A 25,459-nucleotide genomic window follows, 5' to 3' on the forward strand; every position below is an offset into this window, starting at 1 on the left:
CCGCGGCCACGAGTCAGCGAGATTCGCTGTAGCTGAGGTGCTGCCATCCGTCTGCTGGAAGGTGCGTCAGATTGTCGCCGGTCTTCAGCAAAACGTCGTTGCTTTCGGTGACCTCACCAACACGCACAAACGCGTGCGGCTCCGTTTGAGAAGCCAGACGCTTAGCGTCGGTCGCAGACACAGCAATCAGCAATTCAAAGTCTTCACCATCCGACATCGCGTGCTTCAACCGCTGATCTGCACTCAGGCCAGAATCAACATGCGGCGATATCGGAATCGCGTCCGCATTCAGGATGGCTCCGGTGCCGCTGGCTTCCACCATGCGATGCAGATCAATGCTTAGCCCATCACTGATGTCCATCATGGCATGCACGTCGGTGTTCTGCAGTAACCATTTCGAAAGCTGCAGGTGAGGTTCAAACGTCAGATGATGTCCACTTGGCAGGCTGCCGCCCAAGGGGCCTGTCACCATCAAGACGTCGCCCGGTTTCGCTCCGCTGCGCAGAACTGGCGCTGCACTGGTGGGCGATCCTGTCAGGCAGACGTTAATCGCAAACGGGCCGTGCCACGTGTTTGTGTCGCCGCCGGCAATGGTGAATTCAAACTGGTCAGACAAAGCCTGCATGCCGTCGTAAAGCGAACTTATGAACGTGTCTGTCGCCGCGATCGACTTGGGCACGGCGATGGAAATAAACGCAGCCGTCGGCCAGCATCCCATCGCTGCAAGATCACTGAGGTTGACCGCGACTGCTTTGCGTCCAACCAGTTCCGGTGATGCCGATGAAAGGTCGAAGTGGACGCCATCCAGCAACATGTCCGTGACGACAATGACCGGCTTATCACCTGGACGCAGCACTGCACCGTCATCGCCAATCCCGACTTCCACAGACGTCCGCACTGGAAAGCGGTTTTTGAGATCACGAATAATGTCTCGTTCGGAAGTCATGGCGCATCCATCAAAAGCACTCAATTCCCGCTAGGCAGGCGCGGAAGTTGATAAATGCTTCCAGTAGGCGAGCCGGAAGTTGCGGCTGCTGCGTGACCAGCGCCACTCGATCGGATTCCACGTACAACTGTCCCGGCACAGCATCGGTCATTAGCTGGCACCACACGGCCGTGCGATCGTATTCGATTGAAATGTCGTCATCTTCGCGATTTTCAATGCTGTCAATGAACGCTTCCATGTCGATGGGCTCCGGCGGTTCGAATTCCACGGTGTCGAACAGATTGCCAAAGACCGTGGCGAACGCGGATGAAAACAGCTGTTCCGTGTCGCGGAAGTCCGTCACCTGCTGCCGCCAAACGGCTTCGCCGGCGTCCTCTTCAGAATGAGTCACGGTAACTCGATATTCGAACCACGGCGTAACAATGGCGCCCGTGCCCTCCTCCGGCTCAGACACACGCAGGTCGACGCGTTTCAGCCGAAAATTCCGACGGAACTCAGCAAACCGGATGTCCAGATCCTGGCTGATGTCCTGCGTGGCGATTCGACCGACGAAGCTTTGAGTGCGGTCGTTGTATTCGGTGGGAACTTTGTGGGACTTCAAAAATCCCGCCAAATCGCGCACGCGCCGGCGCTGCTCGGTGACGAGTGCGACGCTGCTGATTTGGCGATTTGAAGTTTCTGACATCGCGGGAATTATTGTCGGCTGCCTCCGTAAAGTCGAATGGCTCGTACCGATAGTCTGCGATGTCGTCAGGGATTCCATTCCGCGCAGATTGGTCCATTTGCATGTCGGTACACGCTGAATCTGCCAGTGGACCTGCCCCCGTGAGGGACCGATTGGAACGATAAAAACGACTCTGCCGCGCGAACAGGGCTCAGAGCCGACGTCCCGAATGACGATGAAGCAGTCTGGGGGGATTGTGCGTCCACGCCGGTCCCTTCCACACCACTGATGCGGTACTGCGCCGCATCGCCATGCACACGATGGGCGATTAGCCAGCTTAAACCGCCGACTGAGTGCCGGATCTGAATTGGAAGAAGTGACAATGAGACATTTGGCTTCCGAGTCAACGACGACGATCTCAAGTACGAACGCAACAACCAGCATTCACCGCTGTGTTGCGTCTGCTGCACTGCTGTTGCTGATATTGCCGATCACCGGCTGCTCAAACCAGCAACAGAAAGCCGAAGAACAGGTGCGCGCTGCCCTGCAGCAGCAGGAAGATGGTCAGTACGAAGACGCCATCCGAACACTCACGCGTGGGATCGCGTTAAAGCCGGACTATGCAGAAGCCTTCTACCTGCGCGGGACGTGTCGCGGTGCGATTGGTGATTTGCCTGCGGCCATAGAAGACCTCAAGGTCGCCACGGAGCTCAAACCCAATTGGGATCGCGCGTGGTGGGCACTGGGAACGATGCAGCGTTCGGCTGGTGAAACCGGATCCGCGCTGGATGCACTGTCGCTGGCAATCAAGCTGAATCCAGAAGCGGCTGACGCACGTTTTGACCGCGGCTGCCTGCTGGAACAAGCGGGCCGAGCTTCAGACGCGCTGCAGGACTTCGAGGACTCTGCGATTCTGAATCCGGAACATGCCGAAAGTCACTTTCGACGCGGACGGCTGCTGGTCGAACAAAACAGGAATCAGCAAGCCGTCGATGCACTTACTACGGCACTCCGTTTGGACCGCGATAGCGGTCAGACCTGGCTATGGCGCGGGATCGCTCAGGACAAAACCGGAGCAACCGACCGAGCTCTGGCCGATGTGAGTGTGGCCTGTCGACAATTGCCAGACGATGCCGCCGCGTGGTTCCATCGTGGACGGCTGTTGCGACGCCTGAATCGCAACGATGAAGCGGTTGATGATCTGAATAAGGCTGTTGCATTAAACGGCACCAACCCTTCGTTTCAGAAAGAACTGAAATTGGCGCAGGCTGCGATGTCCGCACCTGCCATCGCTGCCATTGCAGAGCCTCCAGCCAGGACGCCCGCCCCAGCGGCGCCGCAATCGACGGACCATCCGGTGGCATCCATCGCAGTTGCCGAAAGCGCCGCGCCGCCTACCGGCGGGTTCAAGTTATTCGGCGGTGATAGCCCGGCTGCTGCCAGCAACACAACGAACGAAGCCACGGTTGCTTCGGCGGACAACGCACCAGGTGCGAACGATCATCCGCTGCCATCCGGTTTCAAGCTTTTCGGTGCTGACACAGACAACACAAACACCAACGAATCGACCGTCGCCGCAGTTCAGGATTCGCCCTTCGCAATTAGCGACTTCGACAGCCCGGCCAATTCGCAACCCAGCGATGCACCCGTGGCTGCGTTGATGCCGGCACCGGAATTTGATGAGCCGCTTGTGATTGCCGACGCGAGCACAGCATTTAACAGCAACGGTTTTGCAGATGAGTCTGCCGTTGCAGAACCGATGTTTGACGCGCCACAGATCGCTGCTGCCACCGCGCCGAAGCCATTCGTGGCAGACAACGCGCCCGCCGCTAACGATGCTGGTGACTTCCCGAATAACGACGCGGCGGGTGAAGAAGCCGACACGCTGGTTCTGGTTCCTGTGGCCAAAGCCAAGTCAGTGCCGGAAGCCTCGCAAAGCGCCGAGCAACCTGAGATGCAACCGTTTTCTCTTGAGGCCCTGGCGATTAACAGTCAACCGCTCGACATCACGGATGACGAGGCTCCGGCCAGCGTTGATGACAATGCGGGCCGCGTGACGCTGGACGATTTGACTGTCGACTCAAGGTCTACAGCGAAGCCTTCACATCAAAACACGGCCGCTGATTCGTCCGGTTTGCTGAAGCAAGCCCGCGAGGCTCACGAAAAGGGAGACTTGGCGGCCTGCATCGCTGCTCTGGAACGGCTGCTTGAAGGCGACCCAAACAATGCTGAGGGGCGGTTGCAATACGCGACGGCTCTGGCAGAAACGGGCGCTCAGCGAGTCGCGTTGGAGGAAACGGCCAACATTCTTAGCGTTCATCCCGACCACATTGGTGCGGTGCGTTTGCGAGCTCGCCTGCAGCGCGACATGAATCAGTACGACGCCGCGATCGCTCAGTATTCTCGCCTGATTTCGCTGGGCGTGCATCGCAAAGAAGCGTTGACGAACCGCGCGAGGATCTACTTCCTTCAGGAAAACTGGTTGCAGGCGACCGACGATCTGACGGCGCTGTTGAAGATCGATCCCAACGATCCAGCGCCGCTGCGGCTTCGAGCCCTCGCCTATCAGCAGCAGGAACTTTGGCCACTGGCAATTTCCGATTGGACGAAGCTAGGCCTCATCGACAAAACCAACGTCGAAGCTCTGGCCGCACGAGCCGCAGCGTTTACTGAAATCGGCGAAGTTTCCGCCGCTGTTTCCGACTACCTTAGCATCCTGCGATTTCAGCCGGGCAACCACGACGCGGCACGCCAGCTTTCGAATCTGTACGCTCAACTGGGACAGCCCCAGGACGCGATTGCGATGCTGACCTCCATTCTGGAACGCAACCCGCACGACCACGAAGTTCGCTATATGCGAGCGGTCTCGTATCGTCAGTTGCAGGAGAATGAGAATGCGATCCGAGACCTGAATTCCATCCTGAATTCCGACGCGCGACATACGGCGGCGATCATTATGCGAGCTGCCATTCGTTCTGAAAATGGCGAGTACCGGGAAGCTCTGGCCGACTACAATAACGCGATTGAACTACAGGGCGAACAGGCGGAATTGCTCTTCCTGCGTGGCACAACTTACGCGTCCGCCGGCGACGGTAACTCAGCGCTGGTTGACTTTACGAGCGTTCTGAAGGCTAACCCAAATCACAGCGATGCCCGGATCGCTCGCGCAAAAACATTCCTGCGAGTCGGCGATGAAGAAGCCGCATTGGCTGACGCTAACTACGTTTTGCAGGAGACGCCAAACCACGCTGAGGCGCTTGCTATTCGAGCCGACCGGTTGTTCGACCGTGGCGACTTCAAGTCCGCGCTGCGTGACTATGACGCTTTGCTGGAACGCGACATCGAAGGCGAAAACACGTTGTGGAACCGTTGCTGCTGTCGGCTGGAACTGGGCCTTGAACTTCTGGCCGCCCGCGACCTGCAGATTCTTCTGGAACGTGACCCACAGCACCACCAGGCGCTTGTCGCGCGAGCTCGTCTGGAAGAATCCAGCGGCGCGTACGATGCAGCATTGCGTGACCTGACGAACGCATTGGCTCAACAGCCCGATGACGGAGAAGCGTGGACGTGGCGAGGAACAATCAATCACCGCATGGGGAATTTTCAACAGGCGGTCGATGACTTTTCCCGAGCCCTTGTGCTGAAGCCAAACGACGCCAACCTGTTGTACCGTCGTGGCCTCGCGCGGCATCAGTTGCGTGACACGGAAAAGGCGATGGAAGATTTGAACTACGCGTTGCAAATCGATTCCGAGAACGCCGACATCTGGTATTCGCGTGGGAACGTCAACGCGGGTAACGGCGATATTAAAACGGCGATGACTGACTATCAGAAAGCAACCGAACTGGACAAAGGCCATGCAGCCGCGTGGTACAACCAAGGCAATATGCTGTTCAGTCAGGGTGACTTCAAAGGTGCAATCAATTGCTGGGATCACACCTTGGCCGTGCAACCCAGCCTGTTTCGGGCGTACAACAACCGGGCGGCGGCTCATGTCCAACTTCGAAACTACGCGGCCGCTGTGGATGACTACGAAACGACTCTGGAGTTGAATCCAGCGTTTGCGAAAGCTTATGACAACTTTGCGTGGTTGTTGGCCACGGCCGAAGATTCTGCGTTCCGAAACCCCACCCGCGCCGTCAGCTATGCTCGCCGCGCCTGTGAATTGACGAATAATGAAGACTGGTCTCATTTAAGCACGCTGGCTGCCAGCTATGCTGAGGCCGGTGATTTTGCGAGTGCGAAGAAATGGCTTGTCGAATCGCACGAACTGGCGCCAGCCGATCAAAAGCCGCAGCTTATGAATCTTGTAAAGCTGTATGAATCTCACATCAACAAGCGACGAGCCGCTTCAGAATCAAACGAGCAGAAAGCACGTCGCTAAGCGTAAGTCAGACACCGACGACGTTTGCCAGCAGCATTGACCGGGTGAGAGCTCGGTGAGTGGCGTGGCCCACGTCGGTCAATTGACGTGAAGCCTGATTGGGCGAGAACGCGTTATCGTCGGCCGCCGTCGAGTTCTCGCAGTTGCACGCCGTCTTCCTTTTGTCTTAGTAGGATGTACATCAGCGTTAGCCCGGACACAAACGCGCCGAATTCGACGACCTCCGGCGCGATGTTGATCGCAGACTGCCACCACTGAAGCGCGGCTTCAGGACCGCTTACGTCTCCATCATCCTTGCGTCGAGCGATGGGAATGAATTCGCGGAAGCGAGGTTCCAGCAAGGCATTGGCGTTCACGAGCATAGCGGTTACGAGCCACCATGACAGCTTAGATAGGATCGCGACTGCCGACAGGTAGCCGAGGGTGCGGAGCTTGTGTGATAGCACGTAGTTGATGCCGCGACTTAGAGCATCCGATCCCGTGCAGCGGTCTGTACCGATCGCGGCCAGGGACAGGAACCATGCGATCGCGACGACAACGGCCGTCAAACTGGCGAAGACGGCCAGCAGTGTGATGACCGGCCAGACGATCATCGCGACTGATTCGCCTATGCCGGGTAACACTGCTAACCATGCCGCGGCGTTCAACAGCAGGATGGGCATTGCGATCAGGACCGTCGCTAATACCGTGGAGAGGAGACTCTTCGGCAAATCGACGATCGCAAGTTTGATCGCTGCGATGGCTCCGGTGCGAGTCTGCGTGCAGAACTCCGTGGCGGTTGATCGAGCGGCCGCGACACCGAATATCATGAGCAGTCCGGCTAAGAGTGCCAGCACGGCTGCGTCTCGTAGCGTGTGTTCCGAAGAAGTGAGCAGCGACATCAACGTCACCACGCAAGCCTGAACCGGAGCGGGAAAGGAGCCTGACGTAAATATCTGGACATTGGGCCGCAAACTTACCTCATGAAACCTGCGCGGTGGCTGGACGGATCGCCACGGAAACACCTGGAGTACGTGCGTCGTGGTCTGCAGAGCCGCGCTGGATCTGTTGTCATCCTGGGGTACGGAATTTGTGATTTGGCAAATCTGATAGACACCGATCCACGCCAGAACAAAGGCGACAAACATCGGAATCAGCGTCCTCACGCAGAACGCCAATCGCGCAGCGTGCCACAGGTTAAGGACCGGAAAGATCCTTAACCATTCAACGCGTTTGACGATAACCGGGTCAGTATTCATGTCGCTTCAAACAACAACAGCGACTTGATGACTCAAGCCGCTGCTGATGAGGGTTCCGTGCATTGTTCCGTCGAACGAATGACAGCGTTTCACACTGACTTGTGGCCGCGGAAATCGCTTTTGTCCTACGTGGGCCGGTTCGCACGAGCCAGAACCGTCCACAACAAAACGTAAATTGCTCTAGCTGGACAGCGCCATGTTGGTGCGAAGGTAACCCGAGGTGTTAGCGAGGGATCGAGTTGCGACGAATCCCTCGCTAACACTTCGGGTTACCAAAAACACGGCCCAATGACCAAAGGTGGCGTTGTCCACCTAGTCCCCGAATGCAGCGTCAAACTTTCGGCCTGACGGTTCGAAGTCCACGTTCTTGCAGAACTGAGCTGCCTCAGCCGCGCCGACTTCGCGGTTCATGCCGATGTCTTCCCATTCCACAGACAGAGGTCCGTCATGGCCGATCGCGTTCAACGCTCGAATGATTTCTTCGAAACGCACGCCACCACGGCCCACGCTGCGGAAGTCCCAGCCTCGACGAGGATCGCCCCATGGCAGATGGCTGGTCAGAATTCCGGTTCGGCCGTTTAACGTGACCGACGCGTCCTTCATGTGGACGTGATAGATGCGATCCGGGAACGCGTGAATGAATTCTACGGGGTCAACGCCCTGCCAGATCAGATGGCTGGGGTCGAAGTTAAACCCGAATTCTTCGCGATGGTTCAACGCTTTCAAAGCTCGTTCGGCAGAATACAGGTCGAACGCGATTTCTGTTGGATGGACTTCCAGAGCGAACTTCACGCCGCATTCCTGAAACACATCCAGAATCGGGTTCCAGCGTTCCGCCAGAAGATCGTAGCCCGCGTCAATCATGCTGGCCGGAGTCGGCGGGAAGTCGTACAGCAGATGCCAGATGCTGGAACCGGTAAACCCATTCACGATGCTCACACCCAGCTTCTGAGCGGCTCGAGCGGTGTTTTTCATTTCTTCCGCGCTGCGTTCGTTGACGCCAGCCGGATTGCCGTCGCCCCAGACGTATTCGGGCAGGATTGACTTGTGCCGCTCGTCGATGTTGTCCAGCACTCCCTGGCCCACAAGGTGGTTTGAGATCGCGAACAGTTTGAGTTCGTGCTTGTCCAGCAGATCACGTTTTTTCTGACAGTAGCTGTCATCCGACAGTGCCTTGTCGACTTCGAAGTGATCGCCCCAGCATGCCAATTCGAGGCCATCGTAGCCGAATTCCTTGGCCTTTTTGCAAAGTTCGTCCAGAGGCAGGTCGGCCCATTGCCCGGTAAACAGTGTGACAGGTCGAGCCATCGATCACTTCTCCCAATCGCTGAAAATGACGTAACAAAGGGGCGGGCCTTCCCGCCGTTTCGGGCAGAAACTACGTAGCCGAATGTTTAATGTCAAATGTCAGTCGGTATTCGGTGGAAACTGGCCAGAATCAGGACGTCGCCAACGTCCGCAAATCGCCGCGATTACCACCGCAGCAATAAAAACACTGACGGGAATCCACCACCACGGTGGGCCAAACACGGCCGTTGCGTTGAAAAACATGAATGCGGCCACGGCAACGAATATTGTGGAAGATGTCGCCGTGTCGCTGCGACGAAATAGCCTTCCCGCGTCGATGCCCCACCACGTCAAGAACACATAGTTGACGATTAGGCCGCCGCCCCAATCCAACCCGACGACTCGATTGGTCATGTCGGACGTATGTTGCCATGCGGCGGTGTGGCTCCAGTGGTGCTGGAAGTGAAACGCACACACAACATGGACGACGGTCATCAGCCACGCCGACGCCCACAATATCGCAAACCGTTGGTCGCCGTTCTTTCGACCAGACCGCGACAAAAACAGATAGCGCCACATCGCCAGCGCGTACAGCGTCACAGCGATGCGAACGGTCCACAAAATGAGGAGGCGGCCTGTGAAGGAGTCCATGAAATCAGTTCTGCGTCTGTGATGGCGAGCGACTCGAATTCTATCGCGGTCACCCGGAACCGACAGCCTTCAGCAAAGAAAGTGCGGTGGTCAGAGCCGCTAATGCGAATGCTGCGACAATACCACTTGGGTACTTCAATTTGCACCTCGCAGAATCCTTCAGCGGTGTAGGTGCTTGATCCGTGAGCAGGCTTTTGCCATTGGATCGCGAGTTGTTGGCGGGCTCAAACGGTACGAGCGTCCGGAACGCAGTTCCGCCGCGCAGTGGTGCCAGTGAATTGAGCAGCACTCATCACCCAGCATTGCGACTGGTATCCGATATTTCTTACCGGCGAACGGGATACGAATGGTTTTTCCGTCAAATGGAGAGTCTGGGCCGGGTCTTTATGGGTAATTAACCGCCATTTCATATGGCTCACTTGTTCTGGCACGGTCGTTGCTAAGCCGTGAGTCGGGAGCGTTCGGGCGAGAACAACCCACCTGACGAAGCATTCTGCTTCGTGGATTCGCAACTCCGAAATGTTGAAAGAAGGATAAGATGTCTGTCATTCGCCCACACTGGTTTCCATTGTTGTGTGGATTGATCGCATTGGTGTCACTGTACGACACATTTCTGATCGTGCAGTACAGTTGGTCAATCAATCTGCTGGAAGAAAATCCCGTAGGTCGCTGGCTGCTTAACGTGGCGGACGGCGAAGTCGGAGTCTTTGTTCGAGTCAAACTTGCGGGCACAGTTATCGTGCTCACAATTCTTGCAGTGCTTAAGAAACTACGTAGCCGCAAGGCCTTTCCGGTGACAACATCCGTCGCTGCCTGGCAGGCTGGTCTGTTTACTTACCTGGTTCTTGCATAAGCGTCGCGAGTACACATCGCGGAAGGCTTGCAGACACATGCTGGCCGTGAAATGAGGCAAGGAAATATCGCTACGATGTTTAACGGAAAGTTGAGGGTGCAATCGGAATAACGTAGTCGTTGGGAAGACGAAACGATCGGCCCTGGCGGGCACGAGGCGGGCTCTGGTTGAACCAGACTGAGCTTAATCTAGACTTCGTGTCTGCCCTTTAAGTCTTCCCCATGCAACACCGAGCACCCTCATGCCTAATCCAGACCGCAGAACGTTTCTTGCCGCATCGGCCGGATTACTTACGGCCACCACGACTGTTGCTGGCGCACTCCGTCATGCTGCACCGATCAAGGTTGGGCAGATCGGAACGAGGCACGGCCATGCATCCGGGAAGATGGCCACGTTTCGAAAGTTTCCGGAACTGTTCGAAGTCGTCGGAGTGGTTGAACCCGATTCTGGACAGCGCAGTCGAGTAGCGAAGACGTCGTCGTATAAGGGGCTTCGCTGGATGACCCAGCAGGAGTTGCTTGGCACGTCTGGTTTACAGGCCGTGGCAGTGGAAACGGATATCGACGAACTTCTGCCTGCCGCAGAAGCCTGCATTCAGGCTGGCGTTCATGTGCACCTGGATAAGCCTGCGGGCACGTCGCTGAAAGACTTCCGACGCATCTGCGCGGCAGCTGACGAAAAGCAGCTGATGATTCAAATGGGGTACATGTTTCGCGGCAATGCAGCGTTTCAGTTTCTGTTCAAAGCTGTTCGCGATGGCTGGCTGGGCGATGTGTTTTCTGTGCATTGTGAAATGAGCAAGAAGGTCGGCGATGGTGTGCGACCGAGTTTGGCTCGATACGCTGGCGGTTCAATGTTTGAGCTGGGATGTCATCTGATCGATGCCGTCGTGACTTTGCTGGGACCACCGGATCAGGTTACGCCTTTCAATCGCAACACGCGCCCCGAGCACGACAACCTGATGGACAACTGCCTGGCGGTGTTTGAGTATCCCAAAGCCACGGCCACGATTCGCAGTAGCATGTCGGAAGTCGATGGAGGCCGACGGCGGCAGTTTGTCGCCTGCGGCACGAAGGGTTCAATCGTCATTCGGCCGCTTGAGCCGTACAAGTTGTCGTTGACGCTGGAATCAGCTACGGGCGACTACCGCAAAGGAACAACGATCGTGGAACTGCCGAAGTCGACCGGCCGGTATGATGGCGACTTTCAGCATCTGGCAGCCGTCGTTCGTGGCGAACAGGCACCGGAATACTCAACAAAGCACGATCTTGCCGTTCAGACCGCGGTTCTGCAGGCCAGCGGAATGCCGATCGAGTAGACGCGCTGCGCAACCCATTCCCCCGTCGACGCCTCAGACGTTCCCGCCGGATTTTCGTATTCGTGGTATTCTATGCGTGGCCAGGAACAGCGTCTGTCGGGTAAAACGTACTCCCACGAACCACCAATCGGCCCCTGCGAGAAGCCTACAAAACTATGCCACACCTCTCCCGCCGTCAGATGCTTGTTTCTTCCGCCGCTGCCGTTGCTACGACGGCTATCGGTTCATCCTTCGCGGCCGCCGCTGCCGCCGACGGATTTCAGTTTAAGTACATGGTCGGTTCGTGCATGTACGGCTACCTGTACCTTGGCGAAATCCTGCCCGAAGTCGCCAAGTGCGGAGCCAGCCATTTGGACATCTGGCCTAAGCGACATGGCAACCAGCGTGAACAACTGGCAGACATGGGTGAAGAGCTTTTTGCGTCGCTGCTGGAAAAGCACGATGTCAAACTCGGTTGCATCACTCAATATGGACTCGGCCCGTTCAGACTTCAGGACGAAATGAAACTGGCTCAACGGTTTGGCTGCCAAACTATTGTGACGGGCGGTAGTGGCCCCAAGGGATTGAAGGGGGCCGAACTGAAGAAAGCGGTCGGCGAATTTCTTGAGAAGATGAAGCCGCATCTTGAAGTCGCTGAAGAAACGGGAGTGACGATCGCCATTGAAAACCATGGCAACAACCTGATCGATTCGCCGGACTCGCTGCGGTACCTCGCCGAATTACGACCTTCAAAACACATCGCCGTGGCGCTGGCTCCGTATCATCTGCCGCAGGATCCGCAATTGGTTTCGGGGCTAATTCGTGAGCTCGGCGAATCAATCGAAGTCTTCTACGCCTGGCAGCATGGCGATGGCTGTATGACGAAACTGCCGAAGGATCAGGAGCTTAAACAAATGCCAGGTCGCGGTCCGTTGGACTTCGGCCCGCTGGTGAAAGCCCTTGCGGACATTAAATATTCCGGCTGGACGGAAATCTTTATGCACCCGGTTCCGCGAGGCATTCCGATTCTGGAAACGGCCCCCGAAGTGACGGCCGAAATTAACAAGTCGCGAACGTACCTGGCGGAATTGGCGAAACAGGCATGAAACCGCCGCGTACAAAACCGTCGCTCGTCTTTCGGCTAATCGTGCCTGTCACGAGCCTCTTTATTCTCACCATTATGGCGTTAATCGCGACTGTGTTCGGAGATCCGGACGCCCCCGTTTCGAAGTGGCTCGACCGCTACGGGAACCAACTTCTGATTTGGGAATTTGTACTCGTGGTTGTATTAACCTTTCTGGCGATGGCCATCGACCGCGTGCGAACATTGCAGGGAAAAGATGAAGTGGCAGTGGAGCACGACGACATTCAGCCACCGGACGGTGAGAACGATAAACTATCCTCTAGCACGCCGCTGCGACAGAAATCATGACAGGGAACGTCAAGCAGGAAATTGAAGATCTGCGAGCGGAGCTGGAGCGGCATAACCGGCTGTACTATGTCGACGCGGCTCCGGAAATTTCGGACCGCGAATACGATCGGCTCATGGCCGAACTGCAGCGGCTGGAAGAAGCTCACCCGGAATTCGATTCGCCCACCAGTCCTACTCAAAAAGTGGGTGGAGAACCGATCGCGGGGTTCCAGCAGGTTGAACATCGGGTTCCCATGTTGTCGATCGACAATGCGTTCGAAGAAAGCGAACTTGTCAACTGGGATGCCGGACTGCAGAAAGCGTTCGGTCGCGAGAACCTCGAATACACAGTCGAATACAAAATCGATGGCGTCGCCCTGGCGTTGATCTATCAGGACGGAGAACTTGTCCAGGGCGTGACACGCGGCAACGGAGCCGTCGGTGACGACATCACGTCCAACGCAAAAGTTGTTGCCGGTGTTCCGCTTCGACTGGAAACAGAAACGCCTCCGCCCGTGTTGGAAGTGCGGGGCGAAGTTGTGATCTTCAACGAATTTTTCGCCGCTTTCCAGGCCGCTCAGGTGGCTGCCGGTGAAGAGCCTTTCAAGAACCCTCGCAATGCAGCCGCGGGAGCGCTAAAGCTGCTCGATCCCAAACAGGCGCGCAAACGCGGCCTGCGATTTGTGGCTCATGGAATGGGCTACGTTGAAGGGGTTGAATGGCCTGACTACATCAGCTTTCTGAATTCCATTCGTCAATTCGGCATTCCTGTCACGCCTGACGTCGCCACGGCTGTCGGTATCGAAAAACTGAAGCTTGCCATTGATGCGATGATGGAAGGAGTCGCGCACCTGCCGTTTGAAGTTGACGGCATTGTGATCAAGCTAAACAGCCTGGCCGAACGAGACGAACTCGGCAGCACGTCCAAAAGTCCGCGCTGGGTCCGAGCCTATAAGTGGGAACGGTACGAAGCGGAAACGAAGGTGCAAAACATTTCGATCCAGGTCGGTAAGACGGGCACACTGACGCCGGTCGCGGAACTGGAACCGGTGCAGATCGACGGCACGACTGTTTCTCGGGCAAGCCTTCACAATCGTGACGAACTGCAGCGGCTGGGCGTCATGATCGGCGACACAGTGCTGGTGGAAAAAGCGGGCAAAATCATTCCGCACGTTTTGCGAGTGAACGAAGCCGCTCGATCGGGAGCTGAGCGACCGTTTTCATTTCCCGAATTCTGCCCGGAATGCGGTGCGAAGGTGATTCAGGACGAGGGTGGTGTCTATGTCCGCTGCCCGAACCCAACGTGCCCGGCTCAACTTCGCGAGACACTTATTTTCTTCGCATCCCGTCCCGCGATGGACATCGACGGGCTGGGTGAAAAGCTTGTCGGCCAGCTGTTGGACGCGAAGCTCATCGATGGCATTCCTTCGCTGTACCGGCTGCACGAAAAGCGAGAACAGTTAGTCGCATTAGAACGGTTGGGTGAGAAGTCGACAGATCGGTTGCTTGGTGGCCTTGAGTCGTCGAAGCAGCAACCCTTGTGGCGTCTGTTGACGGGGCTGAATATTCGTCATGTGGGGCAGAGTAACGCTCGAGTTCTGGAAGCGGCGTTCGGCACCGTCGACGAAATTGCGGCTCAATCTGTTGAGAGTCTGGCGGCGGTGGACGAGATTGGCCCCGTGATTGCAGATTCCGTGCATCAGTTTTTCGCTAGCGAAATCGGACGGAGTTTGATTGACGAACTTCGCAGTGTGAACCTGAACCTCGGTTCGCCCGTCAGCAAAGTCGCGGTTAAGACGGAAGGCCCCCTGGTCGGAAAGACGGTTGTCGTGACGGGCACGCTACCAGGAATGGGGCGGGATGAAGCAAAAGAACTCATTCGCCAGCACGGCGGCAAAGCGTCTGGCAGCGTGTCAAAGAAAACGGACTTTGTTCTGGCAGGCGAGAAAGCGGGCAGTAAGCTGACGAAGGCGCAGGAGTTGGGAATCGCGATCTTGTCAGAGGACGATTTTCGAGCCATGCTTGAGAAATGACACATCGTGCGTTGTGATGTGCTTCAGCTGACAACTTCGCCTGACAACAAAGACCCCGCCACTCGAATCGCGACTTCATGTCACACGCGACATTACTAATTGTCACCGGCCCTAATCGAGGAGCTCGATTTGATGTTGAGCCCGATGGCGACGACACCATCATCGGCCGCAGTGTCGGAACCCGCATCCGCGTGGATGATACCGAAATGTCGCGGCGGCATGCGCGAGTCTTTTATGATGGTCGAGACTTTCGTTTGCAGGATCTGAACAGCGCAAACGGCACCTACGTGAACGGACGGCGGCAGTCCGATGTGATTCTACATCACGGCGATTCACTGCGCCTTGGAAACACCCGGCTGACATTCCAAACGGCCGTGGACCAGTCGACTCCAGCAACGCCCTCCAACAGCGTGCACTTTGTCGACGATTCGAAGTCCGGTCAGCATTCCGCCATTATTCAGCAGTTGCATGCAGCGTCGGGATCGTCTGAAAGTGTGTGGCCCGACCGCCGATCTGGCTTGGAGCTGCTGTATCAGGTGGCCGAAGAACTGGTGCATCCGACTCACGCGACCCCCGCTTTGCTGCACCGAATTTTGTGTCTTACCCTGGACGCTGTGCGAGCGGATCGGGGCTGTATTCTGCTGCGGGAATCCACCGGCGGTGAGCTCACTCCGATTGTGTTTCATCGCCGTGGGGCGAGCGATGATGCCAACGAACAAATGCCGATTTCGCGAACCATCACCGGCTATGTGTTGCAGCATGGCAAAGCAGTGCGTACGTCTGATGCGTCGGTCGACACTCGTTTCGACGGTGGCAACAGCATTCTGTCGTCCGGTATTCGAGAGGCGATTTGTGCTCCAATGCGTGGGCAGGAAGAACTGATCGGCGTCATTTATCTGGACATCACGACTCATCTGACAACCGACGCCACTGTGGCCCGCGCTCCGACTGACGCGTCGAAAGGCCGACTCACGGACGAGCATTTAAGATCGGTCCTCGCCGTCGCACGACAAAGTGCGCTCGCGGTCGAAGCTCGTCGTTTTCATGATGCATTCTTAAAAGCCGAACGTTTTGCTGCGATGGGCCAGACCATCACAGTACTTAGTCACCACATCAAGAACATTCTTCAGGGTGTGAAGGGTGGCGGGTTTTTGATTCAAACGGGACTCGACAAATCCGATGAAGAAATGATTCGACAGGGTTGGGGGATCATTGAACGAAACCAAAATCGCATCAATCAACTGGTGATGGATATGCTTTCCTTCAGCAAGGAACGCATGCCCGTTTTGAAAGCCGACAATCTGAACAAGGTGTGCGAAGAAGTGGCCGAACTGGCTCGCACCACTGCCAGTGAAAACGATGTTTCTTTCGAGTTTCGACCGGGAGAGCATGTTCCGCTGGCCGAATTCGATCACGAAGGCATTCACCGTGCAGTGCTGAACATTGTGATCAACGCGATCGATGCCGTGTCGGAACGCGACGACGGAATCGTTGTGCTGCAAACGAGCTACGATCGAGGCACCGACGTAATGCTGGTGGCCGTGACTGACAATGGCCCCGGCATTCCGAAAGAACAACGGCAGGTCGTTTTCAACGTGTTCGAATCGTCAAAAGGTTCGCGCGGCACGGGGATTGGGTTGCCGGTGAGTCGCAAAATTATTCGCGAACACGGCGGCAAAATCAAAATCGAAGGCGCACCCGGCGAAGGGACTCGCTTTGTCCTGTCATGGCCCCGTGGAAATCCGAAGACGGAAACCATCCGACTTGACGGAATGACCGAAGTCAGCGATTAAGTCCGACATGTTCACTTTCAACAGCGACGATTCAGTTGACCGCCATGTTGTGTGCACCGGCATCGGAATGGTGACGCCACTGGCGATCGGGCGTGAGGCCTCGTGGGCGAACCTGCTAAACGGTGACCACGCCGCTCGTCCATTGCGACAGGATGAAATCGATCACCATTCGCAGTTGTGTGACTTGCTACGCCGCACGCCAGGAGGTGCCATCGTCGATCACGCGGCCGTGCGCGAAGCTGCGTTGTCCTGCTCCGATTCGCTGCCCACAGTCCTACTGGATGACCCGTTGAACAGCATGATTGTGGTCGCTTTGGTAGAAGCGATGACTGATGCGGGTTTAGGACCGGCAGAATTGTCCCCGCAGCGAACCGGGTGCATTATTGGGACCAGCAAGGCCAGCCTGCGAGCTATGGAAGGCGTCACGAATGCCGTCGTGCGAGGCGACATCCCCAACAGCGGTCAGTGGCGAAACGGATTTCTGTCGGATGGACCGTTACGAGCGGCTGTTGCTGTGCTGGGAGGCGTCAGCGAAACTGCGACTCCGATTGCTGCGTGCGCTACGGGACTGGTGAGCGTCATTCAGGCGGCGGCGTTGATTCGGTCAGGACAGTGCGACGTTTGTGTCGCCGGCAGTGCCGATGCGTCGCTGCGAGCTTCCGTGTTGGCATCGTTTCATCGGCTGGGTGTGACTTCAAAGAATTCCGACCCGGCTACCGCCTGCCGTCCCTTCGACGCTGACCGCGATGGCTTCGTCATAGGCGAAGGTGGCGCCGTGTTCGTGCTGGAATCTGCCGCACACGCGGAGGCTCGAGGTGCTAAAGCTTACGGCAAACTATTGGCCGGCAACTGGATGACTGATCCCACGGGAGTCACTCAAGTCGACACCAGCGGTGCCGTCGTGGCCGATGTCGTCAAACCGTTGGTGGAAGCGTCGAACATAGCAAACGCTGAGCCCGGGTTTTACTGCTTGCATGGGACCGGGACTGTTTCGAACGATCTGGCGGAAGCAAACGGTTTGTTTACAGCCGTCGGTCGCAAAGTTCCGGCGTACGGAATCAAGGGAGCGATCGGGCACTTGCTGGGAGCCGCAGGCAGCGTCGAGTTCGCCACGATGCTGCTGGCGTTACGTGACCGAACAATTCCAGCCACGCTTAATCTGCAAAACATCGACTCGAAGTGCCCAGTGGGAGTGTCGAACGCGAATGTCGAAACCAGCGCAGATACTGCGACGAAGCTGTCGCTTGGCTTCGGCGGCCATGTTGCGGCTGTGGTCGTTAGTCGTTGATCGTGATCCCGGACAGGTCTTCTGATGTGGGATACTGCGGATTCATCTCTTTCAGCGTGTCGACCATCGTCCGCATGATGGCCAGATTGCGATACCACTTCTGGTCTGCGGGGATCAAATACCACGGAGCGTGTTCCGTCGTGCAGTTGTTCAGCATGTCCTGAAACGCAAGCTGATAGTCATCCCACTGAGCTCGTTTGTTCAGGTCGTCGACGTCGAACTTCCAGTGCTTGTCTGGCTGGTCCAGTCGATCCTGCATGCGTTCACGCTGTTCCTTTTTCGAAATATGCAGGAAGAACTTTAAGATGGTCGTGCCGGAATCGACCAGGTGCTTTTCGAACTGATTAATCACTTCATACCGCGGCTGCCAAACCGACTTCGGCACGATATTGTGAACTCGCACGACCAAAACGTCTTCGTAGTGCGACCGGTTGAAGACACCAATCATGCCCTTCGCCGGCACGGCTTTGTGGATGCGCCAGAGAAAGTCATGAGCCAGTTCCAATTCGCTGGGCTTCTTGAAGGAAGTCACTCGGACGCCCTGCGGATTCACTCCTTTGAAGGCGTGGCGAATGGTTCCGTCTTTTCCGCCAGCATCCATCGCCTGCAGGACCACCAGCAGTTTCTGTTTGCCTTCTGCATACAACTTTCGTTGCCATTCAATAAGTTCGTTTCGCAGCGAGTAAAATTCCTTTTCCGCTTCGTCGCGATCGTCGTGAAAGTCTTTCCCTCGACTGCTGACTTCGTCAATGCGGATCGGTGTTGAAGGGCTAAGTCGGTGAGTGTCGGGCATGGCACAATCTGTCAATAATTCCGATGGGCAAGCAAAGTGTCCGGACGTCGATTTGTCTTGAGTGTCACTCGACTATACTTTAGACGGCCCCTCCCACCAACATCTTCACGCCGAATATGTCCCCGATTGTATCGCATCTTATGAGTATCGTTCGAATCATTCGCGTCGCGGCAATGGCGATTGTGTTGTTTGCCTCGATTCCTCCAGGTGCGGCCGACGAACGCGGGCCGGCGGCTCAGCAGCAAAAGATCGCTGATCGTTACCTGTCACTTCTGAAGCGAAATCCTCGCTTCGGCACAGCGTTGGACAAGGTCTACGAATTTCGAACGCAGCGTGGGACGCTGGATGAATTCGTGACGACGTTGCAGGACGCAGCGAAAAATTCTTCCGACGCTGCCGAACAAATGATCGTGGGGATGATCGAGACCAAACGCGACCGACAGTCGCTCGCCGTCATCGCATTCCGGTCGGCAGAAAAACAGCGAATGGATGATCCGGTCGCGTCGTGGTATCTGGGCCAGGCGCTGGGCGCGATTGGAGAACGCGCAGATGCCGCTGGGGCGCTGGAACGAGCGATCCAGCGAAAGCCTGCCCGAGTCGACTTATTGGAAATCTATCAACAATTGGGGCGACTTTATCAGCGGCTGCAGCAACCCGAAAAGGCGTTGCAGGTTTGGGAACGAATGGAAGCCGCATTCCCTGACGACACGGAAGTGCAGGTTCAGATCGCTGAAGCGCTAGTGGAGTCGGGGCAGCAAGAAGCGGCGCTGGAGCGGTTTCAGAAACTGGCCAAACAGCAAGGCGATCCCTATCAGCGGATGCAGTACGAAATCAGAGCGGCCGAGATTCAGTTGCAGTTAGGGGCGATTCGTGAAGCGTTGCTGACGTTGGACGACCTGTCGGATCAGGTGAAGCCGTCTAGTTGGTTGTTCGGCGATATTCGTCGGCGCATCGAAGACGTCTATCGTCAGACCAACGACGATAGCGGTCTGGCTGCTTACTTTCAGACGCGGCTAAAGCGACACCCCGACGACCTTGATGCCATGACAAGGCTGGCTCAATGTTTGACCCGCCTCGACCGCGCTGACAAAGCGGAACAATGGCTGAAGCACGCCGTTGAGAAGGCACCTTCCGATATCAAGCTGCACGATGCTTTGATCGCTCACCTCGTCCAGCAGGAAAAATTTAAAGTTGCAATCAGCCAGTTCGAACAACTGGCGAAGGACGACCTCGCAACGGCCGAACACATCGAACGCTGGGGGCTTCTGTATTTGCAACGCGCTGACGTGCCGGAGTCGCAACGCCAACAACTTGCGATTCAGGTCTGGCAGCGACTACTGGCGAGCAACGAAACGAATGCGGCCATCTTAAGTCGTGTGGCCGAACTGCACCGCAAGGCAAAAAGCGACGGCACGGCTATTGAATTTTATGAGCAGGCGATTGCTGCGGCTCCGCACGATTTACAGTACAGGGAACGCCTGGGCGAATACCTACACGAACTAAATCGGCCGGACGACGCGAAAGCGGCGTGGCAAAAAATGGCCGTCGGCGAACATCGCAGCTCGACGAATCTTGTACGCCTGGCCGAAACGCTTCAGAAGTTTGGATACAAGTCCGAAGCGCTGGCGGCGATGCTGGATGCCTGCCGTCTGAACCCGGAATTCAACCATCGCCTGCAGTGCGCCAGCATGTTGCGGGACGCCGGCCGGATCGACGATTCGCTGCAGCAGTTGGAAGCCGCCGAACAGCAGGCCGCGTCGCCTTTGGAACATGAGCGTGCGCAACAGGAACGCATTCAAACCTTCATCGCAGGCGACCTGCTGCAAACGAAGATTCAGGAAATTGCTCAGCGGATGGACGGCGAAACGGCGTCCGCCGAACAATGGATGACGTTGGCTCTGTATCAGGAAGCCGACAGCGATTTTGCGTCCGCCATTGAGTCAGCTCAGAAAGCGGTCCGGCTTTCCCCGCAGTCGAGCAATGTGCTGAAGGTGGTCGCGCGAGTTGCTGAGAAGGCGGGGTTGCTGGCAGATGCGGCTGAAGCGTATGCAAAACTCGCCGCAAGTGATCTGCGTTTCCAAACCGTGCATCTCGAAAAAAGAGCGGACCTGTTGCGTCGATTGGGACGCAAAGATTCCGCTCTGGAAGCGGGCCGCCAACTTTTGGCAGCCGCGCCGGACAACCCGCAGCACTATCGCTTTTTTGCGGACTTGTGTTTCCAGCTTGGGCAACTGGATGCCGGACTGGAAGCACTGCGTCAGGGTGTGCGGATCAATCCCACAGACGTGGCAACTTTGCAGGCGGCGGGGCAGGCACTCGCGGATCGCTTTCGCACTGACGAAGCGATCGAATTCTACTGGCGAGCTTTCGATGCGGCGGAAGACGTCGAACAAAAAATTCACTTTATTCAGGCACTCACGCATCTCTATCTTCGCAGTGAAAGCTTCGACAAACTGGTCAACCGGCTACAGGACCAAATGCGTGACGAAGATTTTCAGAAGACGGCCTTGTTGTGTCTTGCGAATGCCTATCGAACGGCCGGCGATCCGGGAATGACGCGACAAACTCTTGAACGCCTTTTAGCTGACGACGCGAACAATGCGGCGCTGTTGTCTGAATTATCGGTGCTGGCAGAACAGCAGTCAGAATTCGGTGCGGCCGTCAAATTCCAACAGCGCCTGCACACGGTGGCTCCGTCCAGCAAGTCGGCCGCTCGACTGGCCAACCTGTTGTTACGTTCCGGTGACATCGACTCGGCCGAAGCTTTGTGGCTGCGACTCTCGGATCCGGCCGCCGATCCGCTGGAGGTTTTGCAATCGATTGACGACCTGATCCTCGAAGAAAAACCGCAGATCGCGCGACGGCTGGCAAACCAGGTTCTGGAGCGGAACCCCGATGATTGGGAGGCCATTTTGCGGATGGCCGTTATTTCGTGGAGCGAAGCCAATATGGCGGACGCGGCGACGTTCAGCGATCAAATATTGGCGATGCCGCATTCCGTGCTTAGCCCTTCGCGATCTGCGCAACGTCGCCTTGGACCAACCATTACTGAAACCGGAGACGACCTGTGGAATGTTACTCCTGCAGAGTTGGACGAATTTTCGCAGCACTTTCTGTTGCTGTCGTCGTGGACGAAAATGAATGGTGGGCGGTATCGTCCGAGTGCTACTACTAACGCGGCATGGTCGGCCGAATCGTTCGGGCAAGCTCGAGCCACAGCTGTGTTCCTGAAATGTGCCCACGCTATTCGAACCAAAACCTTAGACCAGTTTGTGCTCAGTCTAAGTCGCGACAATTCTGACGATGGCCGATCAGCTTTCGAACAAGCACTGGCCGCCTGGGATCTCTATCACGTCCACAAAACGCTTTACTACGTTGCAGACGCGAACCGTGGCATGGCGACGACTCTGACACTGTCGGCTTTGTCAAAACGTTCTGAACCCTTAGCCTGCTTCGCTTTCGTCGCGGCCGCTGAAACTGCCGTGAGCCGTGCACCGTGGAGCCCTCTCGGCCAGCTGTCGTCTCGCTTAAGTAGCGAACAGATAGGGCAGCTTGTTGAGGCATTCAAATGTGTTAGGGAAACTCACCCGGACTGGCCCTGCAATCCCCAATTCGTCGTCCAGCAGCTGCAAGCGGTTGGGAAGGCGGCGGAAGCCAATGAGATCCTGGAATATCTTGTGCGAGCGGACGCCACGCCCGCCGACCTTTCCACCGCGATCGAGATCGCCAGTCGCAGCAAGGACTTTGCCCGAGTGTTGACGCTGACTTCGCGGCTGATTGAATCCGGCCACGTAACTCCGACTACCGGGCAGGCCAATCCATTTCGTCGGCTGGGGCAAAAGTATGCCGAAATCGCTTCGCAACGATCCGCGAGGCGAGACTTTGACACCGTCGACAGCATGTTGCTGGAGTTTCTGCGATTGAAGTCGGCAGTCCATGCCGCGGGGGCCGTGCTGCGTGGGCAAGCCGATGTACCGCTCAGCCAGTTCGCTACTGGAAACTACAGCATCTATTTCGACGGTCGCGTCGCGCGGACGCAAAACACGACGACACTGGCGTCCGAAGGGTTCTTCACGCCGACAGATCTGACATTCTTCGTCAACCTGCTCACGTTTTACGACGGCCAACCGCTTCCCCGCTTACTTTCGCTGATCGAAGATTTCAAAGCCAGCCAGACGGGCGAAACAGCGGCGATGAGCGAAATGGCGATGGCTCATCTTTGTTTCCTGGCCGACGCACGTGAGGACGCCATTGTGCATCTGGTGCGGGCGGCCGAGTTGATGCCGGAACACGCGGGCCTTCGACTTCAGATTGCTCGCTATCACTTTGAACAGGACAATCACGCGGAAGCGTTGGCCCTGTTGAACACGATCGAATCAGCCGCGCCTGATGTCGTGCGTAAACGCGAGTTACTCGCGTTGGAGCTGGCAACTACGCTGGGCAAGACTGATCGTGCTCGCACCGCCGCCGAACGATTGTTTGGCTTGCGATTGCCAACAAGTGCGGCAATGCCGCTGGCAACTTCGATGAAAAAACTTGGCATGGACGAGATGGCAGACGCACTGTTGACTCGCGTTCAGCGAAGTACGGGCAACGACGTAAATGCGATGGCCGTACTTATGAGGACCAGCTATGGCGAAGGTCACAAGCGAATTGCCACTGAGATTGCTCATCAGATTCTGACCGAAACCGAAGGCCGTTCGCAGGGTTCAAGACAGGGCGTTTCGTTGGATGGTATTCGCAAATCGGCGTTGCGGATTCTGGGCGATTCTGACCGTTTGAAGCATTCGATTCTGCGAATTGAACAACAGCTTGCGCGGTCACCCGATTCGATTTCACTGAACGAAAGGCTGCTGGAATACTACGTTGCTGTTGGGCGAGCGGACGACGCGGAGGTCCTGAAAACTCGCGTTCAGAAACTCCGACCCACAACAATTGACTCGCTGATTCGCGATGCAGAAATGCATGAAGCACGCGGCCGGTTCTCGGAAGCGGCTGACGTATACCTGCAGATTCTCGACAAAGATCCGCAGCGATACGCTCAGAATTACTACCAGTACCTGCGCACGTTTCGCAGTGGCGGTCGGTTGACCGACCTGGGCGACTGGCTGCTGAAACGGGACTTGAAGAAGCTGCAGAATAATTATTTTGTCGTCAGCGAAACGATTCAGACTATGCTGGCAGACGACGGTCGCGGGCAGCCAGCAGCCGCAGCGACGCGTGCTCTGGCGTTGAAGTTGTTCGAAGGCGCGTGGCAGGCGTTTCCAGATAATCGTGGCTTCCTCATCAGCCAGGTTCAGGATGAAAGCATATGGCTTTCAGACCGAGCTCTGGAGTTTGCAAAGGTCGGCTTGATTCCCGAGTCGGATCAGCAGGCTGTCGCTCGACCGTGGCTGGGTGTGGCCGGAAAGTTAAAACTCCTCGATGGCGGCCATACACAGGGCACACTGAACCGGCTGTGCAACGCATTGGAAAGCCAGGATGCGTTGGCGGAATTCACGCCGCTCGTGAAGACGGCGACGGAGAAGTTTCCGTCCTGGCATGGTGGTCGTTTGCTGCTGGCCGCGTTGTTGGCCAGGAGCGGTGACATTGACCAGTCCGTGACGTCACTGGAATCAGTGTCCGAGAACGCGGATGTCAAATTCGTTCCGATGGAAGTGGCGCTCGTTGTTGTGACCGAGTTGGCCCACGCGGATAGCCGTCTACACCCGCCGATGATCGCTCTCTTGGAAACAGCGGCGGAATCAAGAGTGAGCTCCGAACAATCGAACTACCCTCATTCCGCCACGCGGTGGCTGGCCGAGCTTTACGTGGAACAGGATCGTCGACAAGACGCACGACAACAGATTGAGCAGTTCCTGCGTTCAGCGGCGGAAGGTTCGCCAGCGGCCGACGGGCCGTCTTACGCCAGAAGACTCAACGAACAGAATCGTTTTGCAGCCGCACAGCACTTACTGGAACTCGGCTTCCCCCTGCACGCGCTGCGAGCGTTTCGGCAACTTCGCACGGAACTCCCCCCCGTCACGAGACGGCAGGTCGGGAATTCGCAGCTCACGCAAAACGTCGTTCTTCAAGCAGAACTTCGTGCTCAGCGAGCGATTACCGCAACGACCGTTTTTGACTTTCTGGCCGACTCGCTCGCGAGTGATTTCAAGCCGACAACCGACGATGCGGTGGAGGCCGAAGACGCCGCGAACCGACCGGCTATTGACCTGATGCTGTCGCTGCAGTCGCGGAAGAAAGGCGAGCCCGCAACACTACACAGTCCCGTGCTTTCTGCTGCACGCGACGCGGGCTCGTCATCTGAATTGAGTGAACAACAAAGAAACGTGATCAAGCAGGCACTGTCGACCGCCAAAGATTCGGAATCGACGCTGGCCGTGTTCACTGCGGTCTATGCGAATGCAGCGCAGGATACCGAATTGGAAGATCTGGCGTTTGACCAGCTACGTGCGGTCGTCGGAACGAATCTGCGACAAAGCGATGATCGTCCTCACCCAGACACGGCGTTGTGGTTTGCCGCGAAAGTCGCCGCCACATCGAAGCGGCATCAGAGTCTCGCGGGCGACCTCGCCAATCGAGCCGAACGGGCGGCAGCGCAGTCGGCGGACCCTCGCTGGCTGACGGCGATTTTGCAGGAACGTGCCGAACGAGCGATTGCAAACGGCGAACTGATGGAAGCGGAACAGGTGTGGACTCGTCAGTTGGACGCGATCCTGAATGGGGCGTCATCATCTGGCGAAGCTGCCAATTCCACAGCCCCGTCCTCATCTGCACTGCAGGAACTTCGTAAGCGGCTGCTAAACAAAAGGGCCGGCTGA

The 25,459-nt window shown here is 56.7% G+C and carries 15 protein-coding genes; 9 read left to right on the forward strand and 6 right to left on the reverse strand.

Annotated features, from left to right (window positions below):
• Nucleotides 1-13 precede the first annotated feature (13 nt).
• Both Fuma_RS03495 and Fuma_RS03500 read right to left on the reverse strand, forming a co-directional pair.
• On the reverse strand, nucleotides 14-946 hold the full coding sequence (locus tag Fuma_RS03495) for a thiamine-phosphate kinase (RefSeq protein ID WP_077022917.1): 933 nt from the start codon (nucleotides 944-946) through the stop codon (nucleotides 14-16).
• Between the two features lie 10 nt (nucleotides 947-956).
• Nucleotides 957-1,631, reverse strand: coding sequence for a hypothetical protein (locus Fuma_RS03500; RefSeq protein ID WP_077022918.1), 675 nt, complete (start codon nucleotides 1,629-1,631; stop codon nucleotides 957-959).
• Nucleotides 1,632-1,992: 361 nt separating this feature from the next.
• Here Fuma_RS03500 and Fuma_RS03505 point away from each other — a divergent pair, with 361 nt between their 5' ends.
• Nucleotides 1,993-5,994 (forward strand): tetratricopeptide repeat protein, encoded by a 4,002-nt coding sequence (locus Fuma_RS03505; RefSeq protein ID WP_077022919.1) that lies wholly within the window; start codon nucleotides 1,993-1,995, stop codon nucleotides 5,992-5,994.
• Nucleotides 5,995-6,107: 113 nt separating this feature from the next.
• On the opposite strand, the gene Fuma_RS03510 is transcribed toward Fuma_RS03505, so the two are convergent.
• The 3 genes from Fuma_RS03510 to Fuma_RS03520 all read right to left on the reverse strand — a co-directional run bounded on the left by Fuma_RS03510 (nucleotide 6,108) and on the right by Fuma_RS03520 (nucleotide 9,170).
• Nucleotides 6,108-7,232, reverse strand: coding sequence for a hypothetical protein (locus tag Fuma_RS03510; RefSeq protein WP_077022920.1), 1,125 nt, complete (start codon nucleotides 7,230-7,232; stop codon nucleotides 6,108-6,110).
• Nucleotides 7,233-7,544: 312 nt separating this feature from the next.
• A complete protein-coding gene (locus Fuma_RS03515; RefSeq protein WP_077022921.1) occupies nucleotides 7,545-8,540 on the reverse strand; it encodes a sugar phosphate isomerase/epimerase family protein in 996 nt (331 codons plus the stop codon).
• Nucleotides 8,541-8,639: 99 nt separating this feature from the next.
• Nucleotides 8,640-9,170, reverse strand: a complete 531-nt coding sequence (locus Fuma_RS03520; RefSeq protein ID WP_077022922.1) for a hypothetical protein — start codon at nucleotides 9,168-9,170, stop codon at nucleotides 8,640-8,642.
• Between the two features lie 538 nt (nucleotides 9,171-9,708).
• Here Fuma_RS03520 and Fuma_RS03530 point away from each other — a divergent pair.
• From Fuma_RS03530 to Fuma_RS03560, 7 genes are all read left to right on the forward strand, one after another.
• Entirely contained in the window at nucleotides 9,709-10,023 is a 315-nt protein-coding gene (locus Fuma_RS03530) for a hypothetical protein (RefSeq protein WP_077022924.1), read from the forward strand.
• Nucleotides 10,024-10,264: 241 nt separating this feature from the next.
• Nucleotides 10,265-11,341, forward strand: a complete 1,077-nt coding sequence (locus tag Fuma_RS03535; RefSeq protein ID WP_077022925.1) for a Gfo/Idh/MocA family protein — start codon at nucleotides 10,265-10,267, stop codon at nucleotides 11,339-11,341.
• Nucleotides 11,342-11,496: 155 nt separating this feature from the next.
• Complete coding sequence (locus Fuma_RS03540) at nucleotides 11,497-12,426, forward strand: sugar phosphate isomerase/epimerase family protein (protein WP_077022926.1); 930 nt, start codon at nucleotides 11,497-11,499, stop codon at nucleotides 12,424-12,426.
• A complete protein-coding gene (locus Fuma_RS03545) occupies nucleotides 12,423-12,752 on the forward strand; it encodes a hypothetical protein (protein WP_077022927.1) in 330 nt (109 codons plus the stop codon). The genes Fuma_RS03540 and Fuma_RS03545 overlap by 4 nt, the downstream gene beginning before the upstream one ends.
• Nucleotides 12,749-14,764, forward strand: a complete 2,016-nt coding sequence (gene ligA / locus Fuma_RS03550; protein WP_077022928.1) for an NAD-dependent DNA ligase LigA — start codon at nucleotides 12,749-12,751, stop codon at nucleotides 14,762-14,764. The genes Fuma_RS03545 and ligA overlap by 4 nt, the downstream gene beginning before the upstream one ends.
• 77 nt (nucleotides 14,765-14,841) lie before the next feature.
• Entirely contained in the window at nucleotides 14,842-16,557 is a 1,716-nt protein-coding gene (locus Fuma_RS03555; RefSeq protein ID WP_077022929.1) for an ATP-binding protein, read from the forward strand.
• Between the two features lie 7 nt (nucleotides 16,558-16,564).
• Nucleotides 16,565-17,845, forward strand: coding sequence for a beta-ketoacyl-[acyl-carrier-protein] synthase family protein (locus tag Fuma_RS03560; RefSeq protein WP_077022930.1), 1,281 nt, complete (start codon nucleotides 16,565-16,567; stop codon nucleotides 17,843-17,845).
• Here the strand turns inward: Fuma_RS03560 and Fuma_RS03565 are convergent.
• The gene (locus tag Fuma_RS03565; RefSeq protein ID WP_077022931.1) at nucleotides 17,835-18,638 is read right to left on the reverse strand and encodes a polyphosphate kinase 2 family protein; all 804 of its coding nucleotides are present in this window, start codon (nucleotides 18,636-18,638) and stop codon (nucleotides 17,835-17,837) included. The genes Fuma_RS03560 and Fuma_RS03565 overlap by 11 nt on opposite strands.
• Nucleotides 18,639-18,778: 140 nt before the next feature.
• Here Fuma_RS03565 and Fuma_RS03570 point away from each other — a divergent pair, with 140 nt between their 5' ends.
• The gene (locus tag Fuma_RS03570) at nucleotides 18,779-25,459 is read left to right on the forward strand and encodes a tetratricopeptide repeat protein (RefSeq protein WP_077022932.1); all 6,681 of its coding nucleotides are present in this window, start codon (nucleotides 18,779-18,781) and stop codon (nucleotides 25,457-25,459) included.

It is taken from the genome of Fuerstiella marisgermanici, from assembly GCF_001983935.1.
GTDB classification, from domain to species: Bacteria; Planctomycetota; Planctomycetia; order Planctomycetales; family Planctomycetaceae; genus Fuerstiella; species Fuerstiella marisgermanici.